The organism is Polaromonas sp. AER18D-145 (genome assembly GCF_002379095.1).
In the GTDB taxonomy this organism is placed as follows: Bacteria; Pseudomonadota; Gammaproteobacteria; order Burkholderiales; family Burkholderiaceae_C; genus Polaromonas.
Genome location: NZ_NBZV01000018.1, coordinates 1 through 23,034 on the forward strand (window position 1 = coordinate 1; position 23,034 = coordinate 23,034).

At 57.6% G+C, this 23,034-nt stretch carries 22 protein-coding genes and 1 pseudogene; 9 read left to right on the forward strand and 14 right to left on the reverse strand.

Annotated elements, in window-relative coordinates; translation table 11 throughout:
- Positions 1 to 267 precede the first annotated feature (267 nt).
- From B7G52_RS10865 to B7G52_RS10900, 7 genes are all read left to right on the forward strand, one after another.
- On the forward strand, positions 268 to 483 hold the full coding sequence (locus tag B7G52_RS10865) for an AbrB/MazE/SpoVT family DNA-binding domain-containing protein (protein ID WP_096697626.1): 216 nt from the start codon (positions 268 to 270) through the stop codon (positions 481 to 483).
- On the forward strand, positions 480 to 890 hold the full coding sequence (locus B7G52_RS10870; RefSeq protein WP_240523398.1) for a PIN domain-containing protein: 411 nt from the start codon (positions 480 to 482) through the stop codon (positions 888 to 890). The genes B7G52_RS10865 and B7G52_RS10870 overlap by 4 nt, the downstream gene beginning before the upstream one ends.
- Positions 890 to 1,132 carry a hypothetical protein gene (locus B7G52_RS10875; protein ID WP_096697627.1) on the forward strand — a complete coding sequence of 81 codons (243 nt, stop codon included), beginning with the start codon at positions 890 to 892 and terminating at the stop codon, positions 1,130 to 1,132. Before B7G52_RS10870 ends, B7G52_RS10875 begins: the two co-directional genes overlap by 1 nt.
- A 502-nt stretch (positions 1,133 to 1,634) precedes the next feature.
- Positions 1,635 to 2,087 carry a MerR family transcriptional regulator gene (locus B7G52_RS24440; RefSeq protein ID WP_096697628.1) on the forward strand — a complete coding sequence of 151 codons (453 nt, stop codon included), beginning with the start codon at positions 1,635 to 1,637 and terminating at the stop codon, positions 2,085 to 2,087.
- Positions 2,084 to 4,549, forward strand: coding sequence for an N-6 DNA methylase (locus B7G52_RS10885; RefSeq protein ID WP_096697629.1), 2,466 nt, complete (start codon positions 2,084 to 2,086; stop codon positions 4,547 to 4,549). The genes B7G52_RS24440 and B7G52_RS10885 overlap by 4 nt, the downstream gene beginning before the upstream one ends.
- Positions 4,550 to 4,658: 109 nt before the next feature.
- Positions 4,659 to 5,291: a hypothetical protein gene (locus tag B7G52_RS10890; RefSeq protein WP_141397427.1), complete on the forward strand. Its 633-nt coding sequence runs from the start codon at positions 4,659 to 4,661 to the stop codon at positions 5,289 to 5,291.
- Positions 5,292 to 5,776: 485 nt separating this feature from the next.
- Entirely contained in the window at positions 5,777 to 6,007 is a 231-nt protein-coding gene (locus B7G52_RS10900) for a hypothetical protein (RefSeq protein ID WP_096697632.1), read from the forward strand.
- 94 nt (positions 6,008 to 6,101) lie between these two features.
- Here the strand turns inward: B7G52_RS10900 and B7G52_RS10905 are convergent.
- Positions 6,102 to 7,315, reverse strand: a pseudogene (locus B7G52_RS10905) (IS256 family transposase).
- A 611-nt stretch (positions 7,316 to 7,926) separates the two neighbouring features.
- On the opposite strand from B7G52_RS10905, the gene B7G52_RS24335 reads away from it, so the two are divergent.
- Positions 7,927 to 8,055, forward strand: a complete 129-nt coding sequence (locus B7G52_RS24335) for a hypothetical protein (RefSeq protein WP_256387726.1) — start codon at positions 7,927 to 7,929, stop codon at positions 8,053 to 8,055.
- A 58-nt stretch (positions 8,056 to 8,113) separates the two neighbouring features.
- Here B7G52_RS24335 and B7G52_RS10910 read toward each other — a convergent pair whose 3' ends face one another.
- The 4 genes from B7G52_RS10910 to B7G52_RS10925 are packed head-to-tail and all read right to left on the reverse strand — an operon-like array spanning position 8,114 to position 11,493.
- Positions 8,114 to 8,980 carry a PRTRC system ThiF family protein gene (locus B7G52_RS10910; RefSeq protein ID WP_371329012.1) on the reverse strand — a complete coding sequence of 289 codons (867 nt, stop codon included), beginning with the start codon at positions 8,978 to 8,980 and terminating at the stop codon, positions 8,114 to 8,116.
- Positions 8,977 to 9,597: a PRTRC system protein A gene (locus B7G52_RS10915; protein ID WP_096697633.1), complete on the reverse strand. Its 621-nt coding sequence runs from the start codon at positions 9,595 to 9,597 to the stop codon at positions 8,977 to 8,979. Before B7G52_RS10915 ends, B7G52_RS10910 begins: the two co-directional genes overlap by 4 nt.
- Positions 9,597 to 10,376, reverse strand: coding sequence for a PRTRC system protein B (locus tag B7G52_RS10920; protein WP_096697634.1), 780 nt, complete (start codon positions 10,374 to 10,376; stop codon positions 9,597 to 9,599). The genes B7G52_RS10915 and B7G52_RS10920 overlap by 1 nt, the downstream gene beginning before the upstream one ends.
- A gap of 1 nt (position 10,377) precedes the next feature.
- The gene (locus B7G52_RS10925; RefSeq protein WP_170954745.1) at positions 10,378 to 11,493 is read right to left on the reverse strand and encodes a PRTRC system protein F; all 1,116 of its coding nucleotides are present in this window, start codon (positions 11,491 to 11,493) and stop codon (positions 10,378 to 10,380) included.
- Between the two features lie 225 nt (positions 11,494 to 11,718).
- Here B7G52_RS10925 and B7G52_RS10930 point away from each other — a divergent pair, with 225 nt between their 5' ends.
- The gene (locus B7G52_RS10930) at positions 11,719 to 11,958 is read left to right on the forward strand and encodes a hypothetical protein (RefSeq protein WP_096697636.1); all 240 of its coding nucleotides are present in this window, start codon (positions 11,719 to 11,721) and stop codon (positions 11,956 to 11,958) included.
- Positions 11,959 to 12,111: 153 nt separating this feature from the next.
- Here B7G52_RS10930 and B7G52_RS10935 read toward each other — a convergent pair whose 3' ends face one another.
- The 9 genes from B7G52_RS10935 to B7G52_RS10975 all read right to left on the reverse strand — a co-directional run bounded on the left by B7G52_RS10935 (position 12,112) and on the right by B7G52_RS10975 (position 23,032).
- Positions 12,112 to 12,966 (reverse strand): hypothetical protein, encoded by an 855-nt coding sequence (locus tag B7G52_RS10935; RefSeq protein WP_141397428.1) that lies wholly within the window; start codon positions 12,964 to 12,966, stop codon positions 12,112 to 12,114.
- Positions 12,967 to 13,909: 943 nt separating this feature from the next.
- On the reverse strand, positions 13,910 to 15,532 hold the full coding sequence (locus B7G52_RS10940; RefSeq protein WP_096697638.1) for a hypothetical protein: 1,623 nt from the start codon (positions 15,530 to 15,532) through the stop codon (positions 13,910 to 13,912).
- A gap of 91 nt (positions 15,533 to 15,623) precedes the next feature.
- Complete coding sequence (locus B7G52_RS10945; RefSeq protein ID WP_096697639.1) at positions 15,624 to 16,100, reverse strand: hypothetical protein; 477 nt, start codon at positions 16,098 to 16,100, stop codon at positions 15,624 to 15,626.
- A 264-nt stretch (positions 16,101 to 16,364) separates the two neighbouring features.
- The gene (locus B7G52_RS10950) at positions 16,365 to 16,766 is read right to left on the reverse strand and encodes a PRTRC system protein C (RefSeq protein WP_096697640.1); all 402 of its coding nucleotides are present in this window, start codon (positions 16,764 to 16,766) and stop codon (positions 16,365 to 16,367) included.
- A 7-nt stretch (positions 16,767 to 16,773) separates the two neighbouring features.
- Positions 16,774 to 17,301 (reverse strand): PRTRC system protein E, encoded by a 528-nt coding sequence (locus B7G52_RS10955; RefSeq protein WP_096697641.1) that lies wholly within the window; start codon positions 17,299 to 17,301, stop codon positions 16,774 to 16,776.
- Positions 17,302 to 17,392: 91 nt separating this feature from the next.
- The gene (locus tag B7G52_RS10960) at positions 17,393 to 19,183 is read right to left on the reverse strand and encodes a PRTRC system ParB family protein (protein WP_096697642.1); all 1,791 of its coding nucleotides are present in this window, start codon (positions 19,181 to 19,183) and stop codon (positions 17,393 to 17,395) included.
- A 581-nt stretch (positions 19,184 to 19,764) separates the two neighbouring features.
- Entirely contained in the window at positions 19,765 to 20,862 is a 1,098-nt protein-coding gene (locus tag B7G52_RS10965; protein WP_141397429.1) for a competence protein CoiA family protein, read from the reverse strand.
- Between the two features lie 47 nt (positions 20,863 to 20,909).
- On the reverse strand, positions 20,910 to 22,184 hold the full coding sequence (locus B7G52_RS10970) for a conjugal transfer protein TraB (protein ID WP_096697644.1): 1,275 nt from the start codon (positions 22,182 to 22,184) through the stop codon (positions 20,910 to 20,912).
- The gene (locus tag B7G52_RS10975; RefSeq protein WP_096697645.1) at positions 22,181 to 23,032 is read right to left on the reverse strand and encodes a hypothetical protein; all 852 of its coding nucleotides are present in this window, start codon (positions 23,030 to 23,032) and stop codon (positions 22,181 to 22,183) included. Before B7G52_RS10975 ends, B7G52_RS10970 begins: the two co-directional genes overlap by 4 nt.
- Positions 23,033 to 23,034 lie beyond the last annotated feature (2 nt).

Here is a 23,034-nt window from a genome sequence, read left to right on the forward strand (position 1 = left end):
TCGCCCAACGAAGGCCACAGACAGCGTGTAAGGCCTTGCCAGGCTTCGCGCAATCGTGCGATCACGCGCAAAGCACGACTCGGGCCCTCAAAAATTCACCTCGCCCGCAAATCATCGCTTGCGCGCACTCAAGTCCGACAGGCTCCTAGGCCACTCCAGCATCGACTGCACCACATCGTTATGTGGACGTTGACCAAGATGTGTTGAGCGAGATGTTTGCAAATGCGATTTAGGCGCATTACAATTGGCTCAATGTAAGGGGTATTTATGACTGAATCAACTATTACAGCCAAGGGCCAGACCACGGTTCCGGCTGACATCCGGCAGGCCATTGGTGGCGCTCCTGGAACGCGGCTCGTTTGGCATGCCCTCAATGACGGGCGGCTGTTTGTACGCGTCAAGAACAAGTCCATCCTGGATATGAAGGGCATGCTCACGCCCCCAAAGGGCAAGCATGTCGCAATTGAGGACATGAAGCCTTGAGCATTGCTGGTTCACTTGATACCAATGTCCTGGTTCGCCTGATCGTCCGTGATGACGAAGCGCAGGCGGAAGTTGCCGCAAGGATGTTGGACCGGCACGTCCGACGATCCGAGAACCTTTGGATTCCGATCACCGTGGTTCTTGAGCTTGAATGGGTTTTGCGTTCCAGGTACAAGTTCGCCAAAGCAGAAGTGATCAGGGCTGTTGCCTCGCTGTTGATGACGATGGAGCTGGTGTTTGAGTCGGAGGGTGCACTGGAACAGGCTCTAGCCAGCTACGAAGAGGGCGGAGCCGACTTTGGTGAGTATTTGCACCTGGCGCTTGCCCAATACGGTCACGCACTGCCGTTCTGGACCTTCGATGCCAAAGCATCAAAGGCCGCAGGTGCGAAATTGTTAAAAACCTGATGAGTACCCAGCAAGAGTTTTTGCGCTCGGCCATGGCTGAGCTGAACATGACCCGCGATTTCTTCTGCGCGCGCCTCGGGTGTGCCCGTCGCACACTCGACAAGTGGTTGCTGCCTGGAGAGTCCAAGGATTTCCGCAACATGGATGAAACGATCTGGAATCTGGTGCGTGAGATCCTTGCGCACGAGAAGTTGAAACTTGTTCATGAGCGTGTGAAAAAGAAAGCTGAAAAGGCCACTTGAGATATCCCCAATGGGGATATATACTAAAGACAAGTAAACAATCGATTTAGAGGAAAACAACTATGGAACACACAGAAAACAAAGTGATGGCGGGCACATATTCCGAGCAATTAAAGTCGTAAACACGGCTCTAGCATCCATGCGGGTTTGCGGGGCGTTGGATTTTTGAGACGGATTTCCAAAGTCGTAAACATATGCTCAAGCAGGGGAATGATCGGCGGCATTGCCAAGGAGCGGTCGGAATCAGATCAATTCCAAGCGGCGAGTATGAGCCCACTGGCAGCATTCGAAATAGCAAGGACCAGACGTTCGCGATTGCCTCATAAAGGGACGGAGCAGCCTAGCCGAGGAAATTCCGAGATCGGTTGTGGCGTACTCCGGCAGAAAAAACCCACGCAACTTCGCGCGACGCGAAAGTATTGTCCCTGGGATAGGCGAGGTTGATGCTCTGATACATTGAATGCTCTGACAAGTCTGATGACGGGTGTGTTACCCTTCATAAATGCAATTACTGCAAGCATCCGACGCGGCACGACTGGCTGGGCTTACCATGCACCAGCTGAGGGAGTGGTGTGCTCGTCGTACTTTGCTGGCGCCAGACGTCCCCGGTGCGGGGCGTGGTCGACACGCGTTGTATTCGTGGCAATCCGTGCTTGCGCTCAGGCTGCTGCTGGAATTGCAAGACCGCTTCGGTGTCGAAGTGGGCGCCTGGAAAGATGCCATTAAGGAAGTTCGGCAACATCTCCAGGGGAGGTCCTTCCCCGCCTTGTGGAGTACGGCCGTGGTCTTCCCGGATTGCGCCCATGCGCGCTTGATTGACGAGCGATCTGTCCCTATCGAAGGTCTTCTAGTCCTTCCACTCGCACCACACCTTCAAGCGCTGGCCAACTCTTTCACTTTCCCTGTGGAGCCACCACAACGGCAACTCTTTCCGGCGGTAGGAATTCGGCAATGAATGCAAAGGACAGCGCCAGCGAGTGGGCACAGCGATTCGGACTTGCGATTTCGCCGCTCTTCGAGCACGATGAGGCTTCAATCCCCGGCTCACATTCGGTTCTGCTAGACGGGGCAGAGGGTACCTTCGCCATGTCAGTGTCGGAAGACGAACTGTGGCGCACAGCCGAGCCGGCCAACTGGGTTTGGTCAAGTGACATCCCGCATCACGTCACGATCACACCCAAGAAGGTTGCGGTGCTGCGATGGGACCGGCCTTCGGACCCTCGCGTATTTGCGCGGGAGAGCATCGAGCGCAGTCTCGACCGCTTCTATAAATTTCTGATCGAAGACCGACTGCGCTCGAACCGCACAGTCGTCGACCACCTCCTCGGTTTCTTCCGCCGCCTGCGCTCTCTGGGCAACCTGGCTCGTTTGCCAGACGCGCGCTCAACCGATCTATTTACTGCTTCACTTGCGCGGCTAATGGCGCCCGCAGACCAGCGCATCTCTCCTGGGACCTATGGGCTAGCCGAAGATTCGGAAGAACTATTGGGGAGGCTCGATCGTAACGCGCTTGAGGCCATCTTGGAGGAGGTCGGCCGCGGCTCGGCAGTACTTTCGTTGCTAGACTTGCATCCATCGCTAGCAGTGCGACATGCTGGCGGACAACTGTTCCAGGAGGCTCATTTCGAATTGCTTCGGGGGGCGACGGATTTCGATCTCTTTGGTTTAGTCGGCAACTCCGAGATTGCAGTTACGAGCCGCGGAGGTACCCACTACACACCGCCGACACTGGCGCGAAGTTTGGTCGAACAAGCGCTGGCAACGCTTCCCGGAGCACTGAATCGCCGCGAAAGCTTGACAATTTGCGACCCAGCCTGCGGCTCGGGCGCATTTCTCCAAGAAGCCCTGCGCGCGCTTCGACGCCACGGTTTTAAGGGACGGTTGCGGCTGGTCGGCTACGACATCTCGTCAGCCGCTATCTCTATGGCCCGCTTCGTAGTCGCTGCGTCGCTGAGGGACTGGGCGCCCGCGGGCGGGGTCGACCTCAATCTCACCGTCGGAGACTCACTCGGCGAACTCGGCATGCCTGCCGCGGACGTTATCGTCATGAACCCTCCATTCGTCGGGTTCACCGCGCAGACGCCCCTACAGCGCGATCAGTTGACGGCGGCACTTGGAGGGCCAAGCGCCGGGCGAGGCGACTACAGCATGGCCTTCGTGTTGCGCGCGCTCGATGCGCTCAATCCGGGCGGTGCATTGGGAACGCTGTTTCCCGCAAGCCTGTTGTCGTTAAAAGCAGCCTCGGGCTGGCGCGAGCGCTTGCTGGAAGTGTCCGACCTCTGTTTCCTGGCTTCTATCGGCGATTTCGGCCTGTTTTCTCATGCTCTGGTACAGGTTGCAGCGGCTGTGTTTAACAAGGGGCAGGCTCCCGACCGCGAGCTCATCGCACTGATAACAGAGAATGATCCAGCGGCCACGAGCGTGGCCTTACGCCAGCTCCGAAAGGCCGGCCACAGCGCGCCGGTCGCTCCTGTCGCCGAGGATGCTTGGAGTATTTTCCCAGTGCCGGTATCCGTACTACGCGACCGACCGACCTGGCGCCTACCCAAGCCGAGCGCTGAGCGCCTGATAAGGAGGCTTTCTCAGTCCGGCCTACCGGCCCTCGGCGATCTGTTCGAGATATCTCAGGGTATACAGACTGGACTGAATAACGCGCTGCTGCTCACGGCGGAAGAACTACGGGGCTTACCTGCGAGGGAGCGCCGCTACTTCCGTCAAGCCACAATGACCGACTCTATTCGCAATGGTCACATCGTGAAGCCTTACTGGCTGTTTTTCCCGCACGAAGCAAGCGGGCCAATGTTCCCGGATGAGGCGGCCGTTCAAAAAGCAGTGCCTCAGTACTTCGAGCTGTTCCTGACGCCAAATCGCACTCGGCTTGAAGGCAGAGCCGCCATCGTGCGATCCCGTCGCGCTGACTGGTGGGGCTTGATGCATCCACGTGAGTGGAGCTTGCTTGCCAAGCCCCGCATCATCACGAAGTTCTTTGGAGCCGAAGGCGCGTTTGTTGGCGACTACGAGGCCGCATTCTTTGCGGTCATGGGTCATGTGTGGACGCTGAAACCGAGGGGCGTGACCGACTCGTCAGACACTGGAGAGCAAGGCGTCGAGCAGATGCCAGAGCAGGATCTCTTGGCCGCGTTCGTCGCTCTCTGCAACTCGGAAGTCTTCGTCAAACTCCTGGGCCTATATGCCCCGAACGTCGCCGGAGGTCAGTTCGACCTGAGCGCCCGCCACTTGACGCCGATACCAGTCCCAGACCTTCAACAGCTTTCTCTCGGGCCGGAGACAGGTCGCGCGGTGCGCGAACTGGCAGTCCTCGGACGAGAGGTAGATGTGGGCAGCCCTCTGTGGAGCAAGCAGGCGATCGCACTGGCCGAACTGCTGTACGGTGGTATCGACCTTGACGCCCTCTGAGCTTAAAAGGCGTCGCCTACAGGCGACGAAGGCGCAGTTGGACCAGCGATGGGGCAGAATCGAGGCTCTTCTCAATACCTGCTTGGAGCGTCCCAAGCGGGCGATCCGCGTGGAAGCCGACTACCAGGTCAATGGCGTGTGGACGGGACTTTCGGGCGAGGCCATCGAGAGGGTCGAGCGTAATCGCGGAACCGCAAGCGTTGCCCAGCTCCTGCCGCTACCCGGCGATCTGTTCGCATGGCTGGGATACCAGGAGATCTGGGATCTCGACAGTGGCCGGAACTTTGCCTTCCGACAGGCTGGCCTCACGGTGCATGTGGGCGAGTTGAGTGACCCCGTCAAACCTCAGCTATTCAGACTTGAATGGCCGGGATTGAGAGACTGGGACCGCTCCGGCATTGGATTTCAGAGTCGTGGCGCGGGTCATCCACATTGGCAGATTGATGTGCTTGAGAGCCTTCATGCGCGGCGCGACAGTACGCCGTTCGACCCTGAGCCCAAGGAGGACGTCGAAGACTTCGATGCCGAAATCACTACCCGGCCTCTGTTGGACCGCATCCGGGCACTGACCATCGAAAAAATGCACTTTGCAAGCGTTGCGCCATGGTGGCTAAGTAACACCGCTGAATTCGGGCAGCATCACTTCAATGCACCGCACAGCCAAGAAGACCTCATGCGCTGGCTCACGTCCGCGGTTGTCTACATCAAGCAGGAACTCTCCCGCTGCACCATGCGTCGCTAGCGTTCTTCAGTTCTTCGGCCTACTCTTGATGTCCGCTCCGTGGCGACGACTCAATTGTCTGCTTCTGGTCAGTCTGCCAAAGGGCTGGGTCCACCAGTTCTGGCGCGGCCCGTTTTGAAAGCGCGTTCCGCGGGATAGAGTAACTGGGGACCGGTATAGTAAAGGTCGACGCTACCTTAAATAGACTAAGGTCCATTGTGGGTCTGTCTAACAGCACCCGCGTGATCGATCAACAGCCCCGCCGCGAACGGCCCGATGAAGCCGGATATGGCCGTTCCAATTGACAGCCAGCCGAATACCTGTTTGAGTCCACCGCTCCACTGATCGCGCGGCCCGCATGCCTTTGGATGACGCAGCGCGCCAATGTGTTTACGACTTTGGCTTTGAGTGTTGTTGATTTGGTACACCGCAAAGGCGCATGAATGCTAGTCGGCTGTTTACGACTTTAATTGCTCAGAATACCAGCCATCAGCAATGAATGGCAAGTGCGCGGTATCAGCGACGTGATTCCGGCCCTTGGTGCAGTGGACTGGACTTCCGGTCAGGTCAAGGTGTCGGCAGAGGTGGCCAGAGAGATTGCGGCCGATTGCGAGTTCTATATCGACCCCAAGGCCGTCGATGCGACAGCAGGCGAGCGTGCCGCGTATCGTGGCCTTTTGCGCCAGGTGCGTGAAGCAAACTCAAACCAAGAGGAAAACAATTCATGCACAACATAGCGGCCGTCAATAAGAATCACACCCATTGGACGAACAAACTGGAGGCTGAACTCTCGATGAGGGTGTCCCGAATTTTGTGTAAACGGGGCGAGCGTTAAGTTTTGGGCATTCTCTCCTCGAACTGGATGGTAAACCGGGTCAATGCAGCCTTCCAGTCTCTGAGCGGCATCGTCCATTTCTTGCTGATGTTGGCCAGGGCCAGATAGAACAATTTCAGCAACGCATCGTCACTGGGGAATGACCCTCGGTTCTTGGTGATCTTGCGCAAACTCATGTTCACCGACTCAATCGCGTTGGTCGTGTAAATGATGCGTCGTATCTCCGGCGGGTAGTCGAAGAACGGTGTGATGCGTGCCCAGTTGCTGCGCCAGGATTTGACGATGGTCGGGTAGTCAGCGCCCCACTTATCCTCGAACTCATTGAGCCGGATGGCTGCTTCGTCCACGGTGGCGGCAGCATAAACAGTCTTCAGGTCAGCAGCCACCGCCTTGCGCAGCTTCCAGCTCACGTAGTTCAGACTGTGGCGCACCATGTGCACCAGGCAAAGCTGTACCGCTGTCTTGGGGTACACGGCTTCAATGGCATCTGGGAAGCCCTTCAAGCCATCCACGCAGCAATGAAGATGTCCTGTACACCCCGGTTCTTGAGTTCAGTCACTACTTGCAGCCAGAACTTGGCACCCTCGGTCTGGGCGATCCACAGGCCCAGGATTTCCTTCTCACCGGCCATGCTGACACCCAGTGCCAGGTACACGGCTTTGGCACGTACCGCACCGGCATCACGGGTTTTGACGTGGATGCAGTCCAGGTAGACGATGGGGTACAGCGCGTCCAGCGGACGGGCCTGCCAGGCTTTGGCTTCTTCCATGACGGCATCTGTCACCGATGAGATCAGGGTGGGCGACACCTCTGCGCCGTACATTTCTTCCAGGTGACTCTGGATTTCTCGCACCGTCATGCCACGGGCATACAGCGACAGGATTTTCTCGTCAAAGCCTGCCCAGCGGGTTTGGTGCTTGGTGACGATCTGCGGCTCGAAGCTGCCGTGGCGGTCTCGGGGGATTTCTATGGGCAGTTCGCCAAAGTCGCCTTTGAGGGTTTTACGGCTCTTGCCGTTTCGGGTGTTGCCCGCAGCGTTGGCCACGCTCTCATGCTTGGCATGGCCCAGGTGTTCGGCCATTTCGGCCTCAAGGGCTCGCTCTACCAATTTCTTGGTGAGTTGCTTGAGCAAGCCGTTCTCACCGATGAGGTCTTCAGGTTTCTTGTAGTCAGCCAGCAGGCTGTCGATCAGTTCGTTCGTGACGGTCATTTGTTTGCAGTTCCATTGAAGTGCAGCAGTTTCCTGCCAATTGACCGTTTACACAAAAGTTCTTACACCCCCCTCTCGATTACTGTAGAGCTGCTTTGGTTGAAATGGACGGCGCTTTTTATTTCCGCCGTGCTCGGGATGGTCCTATGCAACATAGTTCAGCTCGCAACTGAATGGTTGGTTTACGGCGCCTTGGCAATGTTCATTGCTCATTTTGTGTTTGGTCGTATCGTCGTTGAGGTTTGGCTATTACGCTTCGATAAGCGCTTCAAGAAAATAGTCGGCTAAACATGGACCCATCAATTCTGACCTTGCTGCTCTTTGGCGCCTCACTGGCCATAGGCGTGATTGGATACCGCCGCACAGCGCGCCTTGGGAACACTGCCTCAGTGGCCATGCGTGAGTCGTTGCGCGTGCTGCTTACTCGTGGCGATGATGTGCCTCTGGACTATTGCCCTTCCTACAATTGATACGAAAGCGATGCCTTTCGGGATGGGGCAGTTGCTGCCTTGGTGCACTGGCAAGCTGCAAAGGCCGGTCTCATCGTATAGAGAGAATGCAGATTGTCGGGCTCGAAGTCTTCGGCCCCTGAAACGTTAAAGGCGGAAACCATGGAAACTGTGTTTTTCTTTTTGCAACTGGCAGCACTGGCCGCAGCGATAGGTGCAGGCGCTGCCATCCTCTGGGGTTGCCTGTTGATGATCACGGCCGGGCTTCGCGTGTTAGGCGTCCTGAAATAATCGGCCTAAGCGGGGCAAAAAAAAAGCCACTTTTCAGTGGCTTTTTTCATACTTTCCCTCAGGCAGATGCTGCGTTCGCAATCGCCGCTTTCGCATCCGTCCTCGCCTTGATGCTTGGACGTATCACCTTGTGACGCCGGCCGTCTCTGACCACGCCGAAGCGCGCCCAAACCGCAGGGTCCACACGAAGTGGTGTTACCACCATTCGCTCAAGGTTCACAAATACCCCGTGCGTGTCAACTTCCCCCTTTGTGAAGAGATTCCACAACAGGTTGCCGGCAAAGTCAGCCAGCGTTGGATTGATAAACAGGCTCTGCTTCTCCAGCGCTTCCGCCAATGAGCAGGATGGCGTATCGTCAGAATCCTCAAATGCAGGATCGATGAGTTCCGGATAGAGCTCGCCTACATGAGGTAGCCTCAACTTGTCCTCACCCACCTTTCGGCGGCTGCTGACTTGTCCGAGGACTACCTGGCCGTCTGCTCGCCTGTTACCCATGTCCATCCAGTAGCGGAGCCCGCTCATGGTGTTCTCCAATCCCCGAAGGATTCCGAGCCGGGCTGCCCGGTTATCGACTGCGCCGATCACGATGTCGTAGGCAGACAGATTACTCTGCGTGTCCAGCTTTGCAACGCAACTTTCCCAGACCGCATCTTCCAGCGCCATGTTTGCCCTTGTCACGAGGATGTCGGCCTTGTATGCGCCTACGTCGCCCGGATAGAATGCCTGTCGGCCAATGTTGGCCGGCGAGACGGTATCAGGATCCACCACCACAACGTCGAAGCCGTGTGGGTGCCCTTTCGCCTTGAGCGCCTTGTGCAGGCACACCAGCTTCTCCAGCATCCTGCTTCCCGTTCCGCCCGCGCCGACCAAAAGGATCTTCACGGGCTTCGTCAGCAAGTCAGATTGCAAACTGTGTTTCATCATTCCAAAACCTCCAGTGTTCCGTCGGCGGCCATCGTGGCCGCCCATGTTTTCCCAAGCAGATTCAAACGCATCACTGTCGTCGGCGTTCCTTTGTTCAGGTCGCCGATCACACCACTGAATTTCATTGAACCTGCGTCATCCGCATCATCTTTTCTTGAAAAATGTGCGTCAAATTGCCCATGGCTATGGAGATCGAGAACAAGGAATTCCCCTTCTTCCAACTTGACTTCCTTGTAATTTACGAACGCGTGCCCCGCCGAGAGGCTTTCGCGAACTGCATAACGCCAGCCACCGGTGGCCTGGTTCCATATCATTGCCGCCGCCATCTCGTCGGGACCGGCAGCGTAAGCGTCACGCACAAACTTCTGGCGCAGATCCCTTGGTATCGGGCCGCAAAGCAACTCGAGCTCGGCATGCAGCGTCCCATAGGGCAGCGGCATATCGCACGCAGCAATCAGATGAATGCTACGAATCCAGGGAAGCGTGACCTCACGCCACAGTCCATCTTTGGCCAAAATGTGCCGCGCTCCCGGCTTTACCGACGCTTCAAGGCTTGAGAAGCGAGGCGCGGAGACAACCGGAAAGGCGGCCTGAACGACCTGGTCCATCGTCTCCATCAAAATTCCCCTTGCGCCGTCATCTTGGATGCCCGAGCGGTGAAATCCGGCGCCAGCAGATCGCCTACCTTGAAACCGATCTTCACCAGCTTCTTTTTCGGAAACGTCTTCAGAGGCTTGGTGACCATCATTTTCCAAAACACAGCCGGATCCTCTCCGAGGATCAACCGGTCCTTTTCAGTGAAGTTCGGATGGGTAAACCGGGAGCCGAACAGGAATTTCTCCCACTCCCTGGTTTCTCCCTTCTTCCCGTCGACAGGGGCCACAGCATTGCCATGACAGACCTGCCCACTCGCCCAAACATTGAAGAGCGGCGCCTGAAACAATGGGGTCTCCTGCGTTGGCATTCCATCCCCTTCAAACGCGTAGACGTACAGGCTGGTGCCTGTCGCCTGCCACACCATTCCTGGCACCGGGCACATCGCCTGGCCCCTGAAGGACCTGGCGTTGTGCTTTGATGCCGCAAAGAACATGGCTCGCGTCATTGGTGGCGTCCACCAGATCATGCGTCCGAGGCCCCTGGCCAGCACACTGTGATCCTGCCACTCAACTTGGGGCCGACTTTTCGGAGCGAGCTGAGCAACGAGTGCTGCAAAGTCTTCCTCCGTCATTGGGCGTCCTGCTTCGATTTGTGGCCGTTTCTGATCCGCGCTGACTGCGTGAATCGTTGCAAAGGCGTTCGATTGGCGTCCGTACATCGAATCAAGATTCTGTCGGTAGAGCAGAATCGCCCCGGTGATTTCAAACTGACTTCCAGTTACTAAAACACTTGTTTTCATTTCATTGTTCCTCTGCGAACGGGAAACACGAGACCAGCATGGCCATCGCATTCCATCGTCCTAGGTAATCCCGCAGGTCGCGGGCCAGATTTTTGATTTCTTTGCTTGAGGCATCGAGCGGAACCCAGGCCCTACCCTGGTACTCGTAGGCTGTCCCATTTTCATAGGCCCCCCTCTCCGAGTGCTCAATCATCTCAAGCAGTATGTCGGTCTCTTCCCAGGCCACGATGCAGACCGCTCCGACCTGTTCGGGATAGTCGGCAAAGTCTTCTCCGTCTTCAGGGTCGACATCTTCGCCAGACCAGCTGAACGCGTGGGCCTTGTCCTTCTTGAACAACTTGTCCAGCGCGATTGCAGCCTGAACGCATTTGGCCAATTCGGGTTCAAAAGCGATGCCAGCAAACGCCGCTTCTGCTCGCTTGCTTACGAAAGCCCTGCGATTACCTGGGCCGCTGCTATCTGCCCAGCCAAGCAGGTGCTTGTGCCCATCAACTTGGCGAAGCACGTCAGACGGGAGGTACGCATAGTCATCCCGGTAGGCCTCAATGAGCTTTGGGATATCTGCGTCCTCTGGATGGTTGCCATGCTCTTCAGCGTAAAGGTTCTTGGCAAACTCTTCGTCGCTTTCAGCTTCGAAGAGATAGGCCTGCGACTGATACCCAAGGAGGCGGCAGTCATAGACGTTCATGGCGTGCCCTGCGGCCCGTCCAAGTACATCTAGCACATACCAGCCGAGGCCGGCCATTTTCGATTCCAAAGCGGTAATGACCGGCTTTGCCTGAACCATGACGAGGTTGGGACTCGACGCAATTCGCGCCTCCAGTCGCTTGTTCGTGACAACGATTTCGAGGTTGCCCGCGAGGAAATCGTTCGATTCTGGCCCCATCGTCGCTTTGTAGTAGTTCCCCCATTGCTGGTTCACTACCTCTTCGATCGAGACGAAATTGCCACCTGGCAGTGGTATGCCAATCGCTTCGGCAGCCAGCGCGAACTTGGCCAGTACCTGGTGCTTGACGGATTCTTTTCCCAGACGCACCGGAATATCCGAGGCGATCTGGGGGAGCACGAATCTGCCAGGGCTTCTCAGCCGTGGGCGCTCCAAAAGACTGTTTTTCATGGAGTTCCTTATGAACAGGAACCCATGCCCAACGGGATGAGTTCCCGAGGGTGAATGAGATGCGCACTCTGCAGTGAGCAGGCGCGCGAAAGGCATGAAGCCAAACACCCCAAATCTAGCTGGTTTCGGGGCGAAGTGCAAAAGTTGACGGCCAAAAAAAATCCGCCTCCCAGGGGAAGGCGGATTAGCGTGTTTGGTCTGTAAATTCAGCTTCTGATCAGTCACATGGACGTTTCAGACTTGGTAGTGCTTTCGAACCAGCAGCCGGCGAACGGCATACGGTTGCCCGAGGGTGACCTCAACGGGCGCAGCGACAACCAAGTTTCGAAGCGCAGCAGAGCGAACCCGTGCGCTGTAGCCCTTGTCAAGGATGATTCGGACAAGGTGATGAATCGGCAACACACCAGTGGCGCGAAGATGGCCAAAGAATGCCTGGCGTGTTCTGCTGAGCAGGTGATAGTTTGAGCAAGATGACAAGGCGACTCCAAAAGGATGGCCCTGCGCCCTAAAGGAGCAGGACTCGTGAAGGGAATTTGTGGGAAAGCTCTCAGTTGTCGCGTCAGGCAGTGGCCCTACCCCTTTTCAGGGCAAGAGCCACGACCTTTGCGAATCAACCGGTCAGGCTTCGGCTGGCTGGGCCAGCTTCCGCTTTTTCGGCGCCGGCTTGATCATCGCGACCGCGGCGAGCATCCAGCGGCCGTCATCAATGCCGTCAATGAGCACCTCGCCGAGCTGGTTGAAGTACACATTTTCGAGCACCAGGGGACCGGAGCCGCTGTCGGGGGTGAGCCTGACAGAGTAGACGTCCATTGCCCGGTCATACGAAATTTCGACCTGGCCCTTGTGCTTTTCAGTGCTCACAGACATCCGGATTGCCGGAGGACTTGACGCGCTTTCACTTTCCACCGGATCGTTGAAGGTCAGACCCGTGGCGTTGGCGTCAATCAGCACGTTCACAACTGCGCGCAGCCCATTGCTCACCGGCATCCGTTCAAGTTGCGTAATCAAGTCACGCAGGTAGGGATTGCGAATCTCGGTGTAGGCGTCTGCAAAGCGCTCATTGATTCCCAGGTACCGGCCCTCCCATTTGACGGGAAACAGGCTTGTCGCGCCGGTGAGCATGACGGTTCGGACCCCGCGATGCGAGGGATCGTCCGAACCGTCGGCCTTGGTTCCGTCGAAGCGCTTGGGCTTGTAGAAGGTCAGGCCAATCTTGTCGCCTTCAGCGACCGGCTGACCCAGCAATGCGTTCGAAACGACGCAGAAGCAGCTTGCGGCGGTCTTGACGAGGGTGAACTCTCCACCGACTTCCGCCACTTTTCCCTCACATGGTGGAAGGAACGCGATTCCGCCGAGGGAGTTGTGGCTGACGTCGCCCAAATACGAACTCCACTTGTAGCGCCGGATGTTGCTGCCAAGATGTTTCGAAACGACGGCACGCAGCCAGATTTCAGCTTGTTGTTTGAGACTCATTTTCGGGATTCCTAAAGTAAGAAAACCGAGAGCCTCAGCCCGACCGGGATGAGGATCCCGGTGGATTGATGTTGAGGGCCGAAACTAGTCCGGCGAAACTGGCATGAAGCCAATGACGATCGAATTGTGCCCCGGAGTGAACGAGTTCGCAAATGATGGTGGTCTATGCGTCATCCGGTCACAACTAAGCGGGCGCGCGCCCAGGGTCACCTGGAGAAGGGTCGACGGGCTGGCAGGGGGAAATCCCGGGAGGCGCCAACGACTCCCCCCGGGAGGATGCTCAGGAACAGTACTTCAAGAGAAACAGACACAGCAGTGCTACAAGCCAAAATCTGAAATCGTTCATTTCTTTCCTTTTTTGCCGGCAACCGGCCGGCGCACACCTGAAAAGCGATTCGGGCAGGATCTGTAGCAACCTTTTCTTATATGCATGAATGCTCGACCGTGATCCGGGGTCTCGAGGCAGGATCGAGTAGGGTGAGGGGTTGCCCCCTCAGCCCTCTCACACCACCGTACGTGCGGGTCCCGCATACGGCGGTTCAAACAGGACGCTGGAGGTGCTGGTGGGTTCCCGTCACCTCTCGATGCCGGTAGCCCTTTCGGGCACCGTGGCCAGATCTCCCCGGGTATCACGTACCCACCTTCACGCTTATGCCTGTCGGATCTACGATGCAGCATTCCGTGCAAGTTTCGGGCTTTGATGAATTCGGCCACCTCACCCTGCTGCATCGCCTCATATCCGCTTCCTGTTCGTCAGGCCAGCGCTTTGCCTCCGGCTTCCTTCAGACTCGCAGTCGCCCGCGAAACCCTTGCCTTTGGCTAACTCTTCCCCTTGCCGGGCGAGTAGAGGACTTTCACCTCCAAGTAGGTACGCCCTGCCGGGCGCACCAAAAAAACACCCAGGGCGATCGCCTGGGTGTTTTTGGTGCTGCTACAGCAGCAGTTAGATGGTCTCGACCTGGCACTCAAGTACCAATTTCGCATAGTCGAGAGTCCCGTCATTGACACGCAAACGGTAGCTTTGCGAAGTCGCCGGATTGGCGAGGTGATGGTGTGTTACCGCCCCAACCTTCCGGACCCCCAACCGTACGAATCCCCGGCTGACAACCAGCTCGACGAACTCAGCGCCCGTCATTATCTGGCCCTCAAACTTGTATTTCGTTGAAGAGGCCTTCCATTTCGCGTGTTCATCCGCGTTTTTTTTGCGCTTTGCCTCCGCAATGACCTCCCGCGCCGCCTGACTTGCCTCCTGGCGGACCTTCAATTCGGCCTCGGCATCAGCAATCTGCTGCTCGGTGACGTGCCCGGCAAGCGCGAATATCGCCTTGCGCCGCTCGGCGGCCTTCACATTGCGCAACTTCGTTTGAAAGTAGGCTTCGATAGCCTTCTTGCTTACGTCGTTCCCATTGCCGTCGAGTGTGGCCAGCAGGAAACCGATGTCCCCTGCCTCAATCGCCTTGGCCAGCCGATTGGCGTGGCAGTAAGTTGTCGATCGCTCGGTGGAATCTGCCAGTATCCGAGCAAAAGCAGCCTCCCGAAATGTCATCTGCCCGTCATCCAGGCCCTTCTGCACGCGGAGGTGTCCAGCCTTTCGGTGCTCCGCCGCAAGTAGGTCCCGGACGGTGCCTGCAAACTCGTTGTGAGCCGTGCCAATGTCGCTCGCGCTCAGCGAATCGTTCAAGGTGCGTACCTTAAGGATCCCGGCAAGGTAGAGCTCGTTGTCGACCTCAATGGGTCCTGCAGATGCCGGAAGTCTTGCGATCTGCTCAATTGCATGACTGGCCACTTCCTCGGTAAGGTTTGCAAGTCCATCGCCGCGCCAGTCCAACAATGTGACCAACTGCGCAAGTCGATCACGGCTTACCCTTCCGCGCAGGAAAGGCTTCGCCAACAGTGCCTCGAACCACGGATCCCGATACTGAACCTCTTCTCCCTGGTCCAGGTACTCGTCGATCACTGCCTGCGGAACTGGTTTGCCGGCCGCCAATGCGTACCCAACGTGTACCTCGTGGCGCGAGTTGGTATTTTCGCCGTCGTAGGTCGGGCCGTTGTGCCCGTAGCCCATCCGCCGCCTGAAAAGGTCGAGTCCGTAGTCAAGTGGTCCACACCGCTCTGCTCCAGCTGTCACGCAGGTCTGAGCCCTCTGGGTGGGTGATAGCCACGGAATGACCCCATAGAGGACACTCCCGAACGAGGTCAACGCGGCCCACTCGCCCTGCGTCATTTCCCACGGATGCTTGATGCGGCCATTCGTGTCCTTCCCGTATGGCTCAACTTCATCGAGGTACGCGTCAATCAAGGCCTGGCAATTCCCGTCCTCGGATGGCAAACGAATCCCAAGGTGATTGTGGGCCTGGACAATTTCACAGCTTTCACCCGTTTTCAGGGTTGCTTTCGTGCTGCCAGTGAGACCCAGGATTCTTGCCTCGGGATCCCGACGCGTGCGGTTGAGTCCTACCATCATGTCGCCCAAGGTCGGATACGCCTCTGTGGCTCCACTTGCGAGACGGAGGGTGTAGTTCCCCTGCGGTTCGAAAGCCAGGTTAAAGCTAAACTGATCAGTCATTTTTGATTTCCATAGTGAAAAGGGGCCGGCACACAATGTGTGTCCGGCCCCTCAATTGGTTGTGTTGCGGGTGAAGATTCGACGTGTCAGGTCAAGTCAAAGCAGCCGCTTTCGCTTTTGTCTTCTTCGCTGGCTTGTGCGCACCGAGCACTTCCTCAAGTGCGGCCGTGAACAGGTCCGTCAGGGTCCAAATCTCCAGCACGCCATAACCAGCACGCAGGCGACGGCCAGTGTCCTCGAAGAATCCGCGGGCCAGAAGAACGTCACGAAGGTGGACGTTCTCGTCGCTGGTTTTGACGACGATCTCACCGTCCTGGCAACCGCTGGGCTCCGCGCTTTTCGTGAGCGTCACATACGGCGACCAGAAGCAAGGTTCCTCGCGGTCGTTCGACCAGAGCTGCAGATGCAACGGAGCGCCGCATTTGTAGCTACTTGCCTCGAAGACCAAAGTCACATCCTGGCCATTCAGGCCCGGCGCAGTGAATTTCAGGAATGTGCGTTTTTCGAACGGCACAGACGAGCGCGCCAGCTGAGCGCGAGTAGCAAGATCTTGGGTTGATGATTTCATGGGTTTTCCAATTGAAAGCGGAAACCCACGGACCCGCTGGGTGTATGGATTCCCAGTGGGTAAAAGTAATGCGAAACAGGCTAGAGGCCTGCTCGCGGACTCGCAATGATGCGAAGACGAAAAGACTTTACTAAAGTTTGACCGGCCTGGCAAACGATCGAAGCCATTGAAAATTAGCAGGCAAAAAAAAACCACCTGGCCCCATAAATGGGGCCAGGTGGTTTCTTACTTAACGATTCACTGCCGGGGTTCAGTTCCCGACGATCAGCCCCAGATTCCGAATGCCTGTGACGGCATCTTGATCGGGCGGCCGACTTGCTTCGAAGTGACAACGCTAATGCATGCGGCGTAAATCACCCCGCACGAGCCAGTCAACACTGGCTCAATCGCTTTCACGGTCGTGCCGCCCTTGCCGGCGGCGAGATCGCGAACCTTGCCACGCAGGGTTGCACCCTGGTTGTTGGCACCCTTGTCGCCAACAGCGCGGAGGAACTTGTAGGTCGCTTCCTGCCCTTTGGTAACCGGGCCTTCGATGACCGAATTGTTGAGCTCCGGGTACTGGGTGGCGTAGAACTCGCGCACAGCATCAATGCTCAACGCAGGATTCGGGTCCACCAAGGCAATCCCGTTGTAGTTGAACTTGCGAACAATATTCAGTACTTGCATGTTCGCCTCACAACAGAAAGAGGTTCGGATTCTCGCCGGTCTCGCTGACCGGAAGCTCAGTCGCTACGACGCTGCTGGTCTCCACAGCTGCAGGGGCCTTTACTTCTGCCCCGTTTTCTGGCGACTCGTCCTCATCCATATCCAGGAAGCCGGCAGCCGCGCGGTCGACTTTGGCTTCGCTTGTGCTGCCAGTTGGCTTGGCGCCGGCTGAACTCGCAGGCTTGACCCTGGATGCTGCAGCTTTCACCACCTCTTTGGCAGCATCCTGCGCCTTGCCCATAACGGCATTTGCAACAGCGATCTGCTCATTGAGGTCTGCCGCTGATTGTGCGTAGGCTGCAAGGAAGCCCGGCACACCAGCGTCAAGTTCTTCAGCGGTCCCGATCAAGGCCTGCGCCGGCACGGAAATGCCGGTTTTGCCTGCCTCGACCTCGGGGATGATGTCCAGCTGCAGCTTGTCGCCATGCATGCGAACTGTCATCCGCATCACGATCCCGCTCGAAACCAGAGGGGCCAATTGTTGAAAAAGATTCATTGCATATCCTAAGAGAAGAAATGCGGATGAACTACCCGTTCGGGCAGAACACCCGCGTAGGTTTGTGTGATTGGTCTGAAGCGAGGGGCAGCTACCAGCGCATGAACGCTGGAATTTTCCCTACATACTCGAAACCTTCAATTGCCATGATGGCCTTGATGAAATCGGCCTTGCCGCCGTTCTTCAGCTTTGCGTATTCCTTGCCGACTGCCTTGTCCATCCCGAGTTCGATGCACACGGCGTCGATTTCGGTCTTGGTCAGTAGATCAAAAAACGCTGCGTTGATCTTCCAGTGGCTCTCGATCTGAATCCCCAAGGCCTTCAGAAATCCGACAACCGCCGTGATCTCCAGGCTGGTTGTGACCGCCGCTGGAATCTGAAACAACGCACTGCCAAGGGCCTTAACGTCCATGGCCAGGATCTCGCTGGTAAGTTGGAAAGCATCAAGTTTCCCAACGCTTCCCATTCCCGTTTCGCGTTCAATCGCCTCCACTGCTGCGTGCGAGTCGAGGGTAGACGGACGGTAGAGACACAGCGCGAGCAACAAGGCCCGGCTTTTCTCCACCGACAACTTGAGCGCGCCCCGATGGAACACCCCGCGCCAGATCTTCTCGCGAAATTCCTTCACTGCGTTCCGCGGCTCAGAAGAAGCAGCGACCTTCACGGTGGACGTTTTGGTCTTCTGCGATTGCTTCCGATCCTCGTTGGAACCCTGGCCTTCACCAGCGCTTCCCGGCGCGCGATCCGTCTTGGCGCTTGCGTCAATTGCAGCGCTTGCGGCGCTCTCGATCGAAGCAGCTGCAGCTTCCCGCGCGGCCTCCTCTGCCGCGGCACGGATGCCGACCTTGGTGTCAAGGCACGTCTTGTTGAAGCAGACATCCTTGAAGCTCATACCCAGCTTGTCCGGTACCCCTGAAATGCAGGCACCAAAGTCAGCACAGGTGCGACACGCGAGCGCCTGTTCAGCACCCACGCCAAGCTTGCCTTCGGCGCGCAAGGGATTGACCGTCAAGTTATCCCCTGGGCGGACAATCCGCACGACCTGGTAGGTCTCGGTCAACGCCATGCGGCGCGTTTCGAGTTCCTTCTCGGTCTTCTCACCGTAGCAAGCACCGTTTGTGCAGCGGGTACCTGAAAACGATGTGTCGAACAGGGCCTGCTGGTTGCCAGTATTGAACTTGCAGCCATTGCAGTCGGCCTTGTCGAAAATCGCGGCCTCGAGCCCGAGCAGGACCTGTTCGGCCATGGCCTTCAGTTGTTCCACGGTGGGCATCACTGGCGCAGCCAGCAACTTCACGAGAACCTTTTCCTGCGCCTCGCGGGGCATGGCAGCAAGAATCTCGACATGGCCAAGGTGCAACTTCTCTTCGACGAAGGCGTCACGCACACTGTCAGTCGCATTCATGATCGCCAGCCGGCGATCGAGCAGCGGCCGTTTCCAGCCGAGCCGGCGAGCGGTCTCGTCCTTGTCGCCATTCATTTCACCGAGGAGGCGGGTCGCCGCTTCGGCGTCTTCGATGGCGGTGGGGTCTTCGCGGTTGTAGTTCTCGCTCACCATCACCGCGATGGCTTCGGCGTTGGAGTACGTCTTGGCCTTGCCAAAAACCCGGTACTCCGGACCAAACACGCGGCTGATCGACATTGCGCGGCGGTGGCCGGCAAGGATCTGAAGGCCCCCGGTCTCAAGCTTCCTGAAGATCAGGCCCTGGAGTTGTCCGTTGCGTTTGATGTCCTCATCGAACGAGGCTTCCTTCGCTGCGTTGAGGCGGCGACGGTAGTTGAACCCGGAGACGAGTTCGCCAACAGCGATGTTTACGTCCTCGCCCTGATCGTGAACGACGGGCGATTCCTGGCCGATTGGCCGTTCCAGTACTTCTGTCATGGGTTTGTCTTTCTGAAAAGAAAAACGGGGACCCACGAATCCCAAGGGGATGTGAATCCCCGTATGGGTTGAAATGCGGCGTGCATTGCGCACGCGAGTCCTCAAAGTGAGGAGGCAGAGGCATATTAGCAGCCGATCTGCCGCGCTGCAACAGATCTCGACCAGTCAGAAGGTGGCTCGCTAGTGATCGCTCCCCTGCAGGGGGCCTCCCGTCCGGGAAGTCCTACAAGGCAGAGAGTTCAGAGATCCCGTCCTGTTTCTTCACCTGCCTCAACGAGCTGCAGGTCCGCAGCTTTGCATTGCGGGCAGATGGGATCATTGGCGAGGTGGTTTGCCGTGTTGCTGGGCCCTGACCATTCACAAGACTCGCAAATAGCCGTGATGGAGGGGTCGTTCTGCTCTGCAAAATTCTGAAACGGGATCATTTGTTTTCCTTGTTGGTGGGCGGCAGCGGATCCGTTGCGCGCTTCCGCTGGCCGTTGATAGTAGCTGCAGGTTGAATCCACTCCGAAGCAAATTCCCTATGAACATGGCGCCACAGGGCTCTACGGTGCCCCAGGGCAGCGTTCGGGACGCTTCCCTCAGTCCTCGCAGGGGTCTGAAATGAATTCCGCCAAGCTTCGGCCAGACTTCACAGTCGAAGAAAGCGCGGCCAAAGCTTCCATGGCACGGAACACGTCGTCCAAAACGTAAGCCTGGAGCTCCGGGTCAAAACGCCCCACTTCCGGCGGAAGGTCATTTTCCCACCCGACCCAAGGATGGCCTGGAACCGGGATGACCACGTATCGTTTATCCGCGCGCATGTAGCGCACCCACAATTTTTCCCCAGGGAGCTTGTAGAAGGTCAGCGTGCACCCCGGCGAACGGCCGGGCAGCGCATTCCCTGCCCCAGCCCCGCCCCCCTCGGGAGGCGTGCCAGACGCTGGACGTGGCCGCAGGAAAGCTTCTCCAGCACGGTTGCGCTTGGCTATGCCCGCCCACCGGCTACCTGCCTCCACCGCCCTTTGATGTGCCAACTTGTTGATTCTGTCGGCCTCAAGGCGTTCCTGGGCGTCAAGTTGCTCAATTGCGTGCCTCACCGGTGCTGCGCCCGCCGGCACACGGATCCATTGCCATGCGGCCGTAGCTCGAATTTGAGCCATCGCCGCTTCAAACGTCCGAAGGTGCTGGGGAGCTGGAATCGGAAACCGGCAAGCGATCATTCCAGTGTCGCCCACCGCGACCGGCAACGCGGAAATTGACGATTCGGTAGCCTCTACGGAAAGCTCTGCCACTTCCCCGTCCACCAGGCGAATGCGTGCAACGGTGGCCCCCTTCGGTGCATCCATCGAAAAGTCCACCCATCGCTCGAATTCAGGCTGCCAGACCAGCTTCGCATCAGAATGCCCCAGCCCACTCCGGCGACGAATCGTGACGTGGCATTCGGGCAGGTTCAAAACAGCGTTGCCAAGGATGTCCTCAATGGCCAGCCTGCGGATCAAATTCAGCGCTCCCACATAGCATTCGGGGTTCTCCTGTCTGGCAACGTGCGCAAAGTGCCACGACAGAACATCCCCCTGCTTTGCGACCAGCGGACTGCCGCAGGCTCGACAAAAGCACCCACAGGCAGCACCTTGCGCCACCTCGCCGATTAGTCGCGTCTCGCCGCTGGCCGTGACGCCTGCAAAGATCTCACTCACAGTATTTCGGGATCATGGATTGAACTCGCCTTTCGACAGCCACCGCTCTACCGCCTCTCTGGCTCCCCCTTGACGACTTTCGGCCTATTGTCCGCCTTGATGAGTCGCTTCCCGAACAGGATCGCCATGCCTTCGCTGTGCCGGGACTGGATGACCGCCGTTTCTGCGCTCCTTGAAGCCCAGGTGTTGGCCAGCACTATCACCATCTGGTGATCGTCAAGCGCCTCATTGAGGAGGCTCAGAATCGGCATGAACTCCTCAAAGCAAAATATCACTCGCGCCTTGATGCCGCTGCGAAAGGGCAGGATGTTGCTGCTCCGCCAGTTCGTGAGGAAGCTGCCCGTCGCATTCCAAGGTTTCCACAGCGCTATGGGGACCGGTTGGCGCGTCAAGGCGGTCACGCTACTCCCATCGGGGTAGAAGGCAAGTGCTGCAGTCTGGAAATTGCCATCAGCGGTCGGCAAATCCGCCCCAATAACCACCGTCTGGCCGGCCTTTGCCGCATCGTCGAGGATGATTTCCTTGAGAATGGGATAGAGCGTTGGGTGATAGGTCTGCACGATGCTTTCAGGGAATACGACCACTGACGCGACATTCTCTTCTGACAGCGCCCGCGTCGTTTTCCCCATTCGTTCTACCCTATCGAGCATTTCGAAGGGATCTGAGGCGGCGCCCCACCGGGTGCTCACCGCCACCATGTCATTGACATACCGGTTTTCGATCTCCTCGTGGAAATGCGACACAACCGCTAGGGCACCGGCCAAGCCAACGACCGCGCCTCGTACATAGGCCATTGACCACCTCTTCGCAGTGACAACCGCCATGACGGCCGCGGGTACAAGGACACTCAGCGCCACGCCGATCCACCCCCATCCGGGAGTGATGTACCCCCACGCGACAACAGCGTGCCCAGGCGATGACGCTGCCACAGGCGGCAGCAGAGTCACAACCCACGCTACTGCGACGGCAAGTGCCTTTCGCCAAGGCACCTCTGAAGCGGTCCAGGCAAGTGACCATGCGGCGCCCGCGATCAAGCCCACCAAAAGCCAAAGCATCGACCCGATGATCAAACTGTTGTCAAACCATGCCGCGGCGAACGCCGGCAGACCTCGCATTGTTCCAAGCACATATCCCATCGAGAGCGCGAGCGCCCTGGTCCTTGAACCGGAAATACCAACCGCCACTGGAAGGAGGGCAGCGAGAATTGGCGTTCTCCCCTCCCCCCAGGAGAGGAAACCAAGCGCGGCCCCGGCAACGGCAGCGGCAGCGAGCACTGGGCCTTGGAACCGCCGCACCAGCTCAGCAAGATGGGTGTTTTTCATTTGGTGGGGGTGTGGTTCATCATTTCAGCGACCCGATGAATCAGCTGCAGCTGCAGGCTGTCGGACAGCGACGGAGCATTGAGCTGAAGTGCCTGGAGCACGATGGCGTTCCATGCGTATGCGTCCGAGCAATCGACAGGCAGCGCAATCGAGCGGGAGCCCTGTGAGACTTTCACGAAAAGCTTGCTGCCTTGTTGCTCGATCCGAAGCGATTTATTTCGCTCTGGCCCATGATTTTCAATTGCAAGCGGCCGGTCGAGTAGTCCAAGGAGCGCACATGCAACGATCGGCAGCTCACGGCGCATGAGCTGAAACGGAATCTTCCGCTCCCAGTCATACCCGCTACCGGAGGTGGTCACCGCCGCTTCAATAAGAACTGTACGCACCACATCCTCCTCACCGGGCTGTTGTCTCAATGTGTCGAGCTCGATGGTCAACGCGGCTTTGGATGCGTATATGTGGTGCTTTACACGCCTCACCGGTACAACGGTGCCGCCAGGCACTTCGGCCAGACGTCGTTTCTCTTGAAACTGGGCGCGGTCCAGCCTTGGCTCAGTCGCCTGGGGCGGAACGGGCGCGGCACTCACCACGAAAGGCGGATGCTCATGATCAGGCGAAACCTTACGAGCCTTCTGCGCCGGCGCTTTGAGGATCCCTCTTACCCATTCGATGTCACCTGCCTCCTCCGTCCCTCGCTCGATCAGAGTTACTGCGTTTAGAAGCCGTGCGCGGATTTCCTCACTGCACTGCGCAACCGCAACCTCCAATACTTTTATGTCCGGTACTGGGATTCCGCGTTGCTTCAGTACCTGGGCAATCCACCGATGGCTGACAACAACTTCGCTCATGC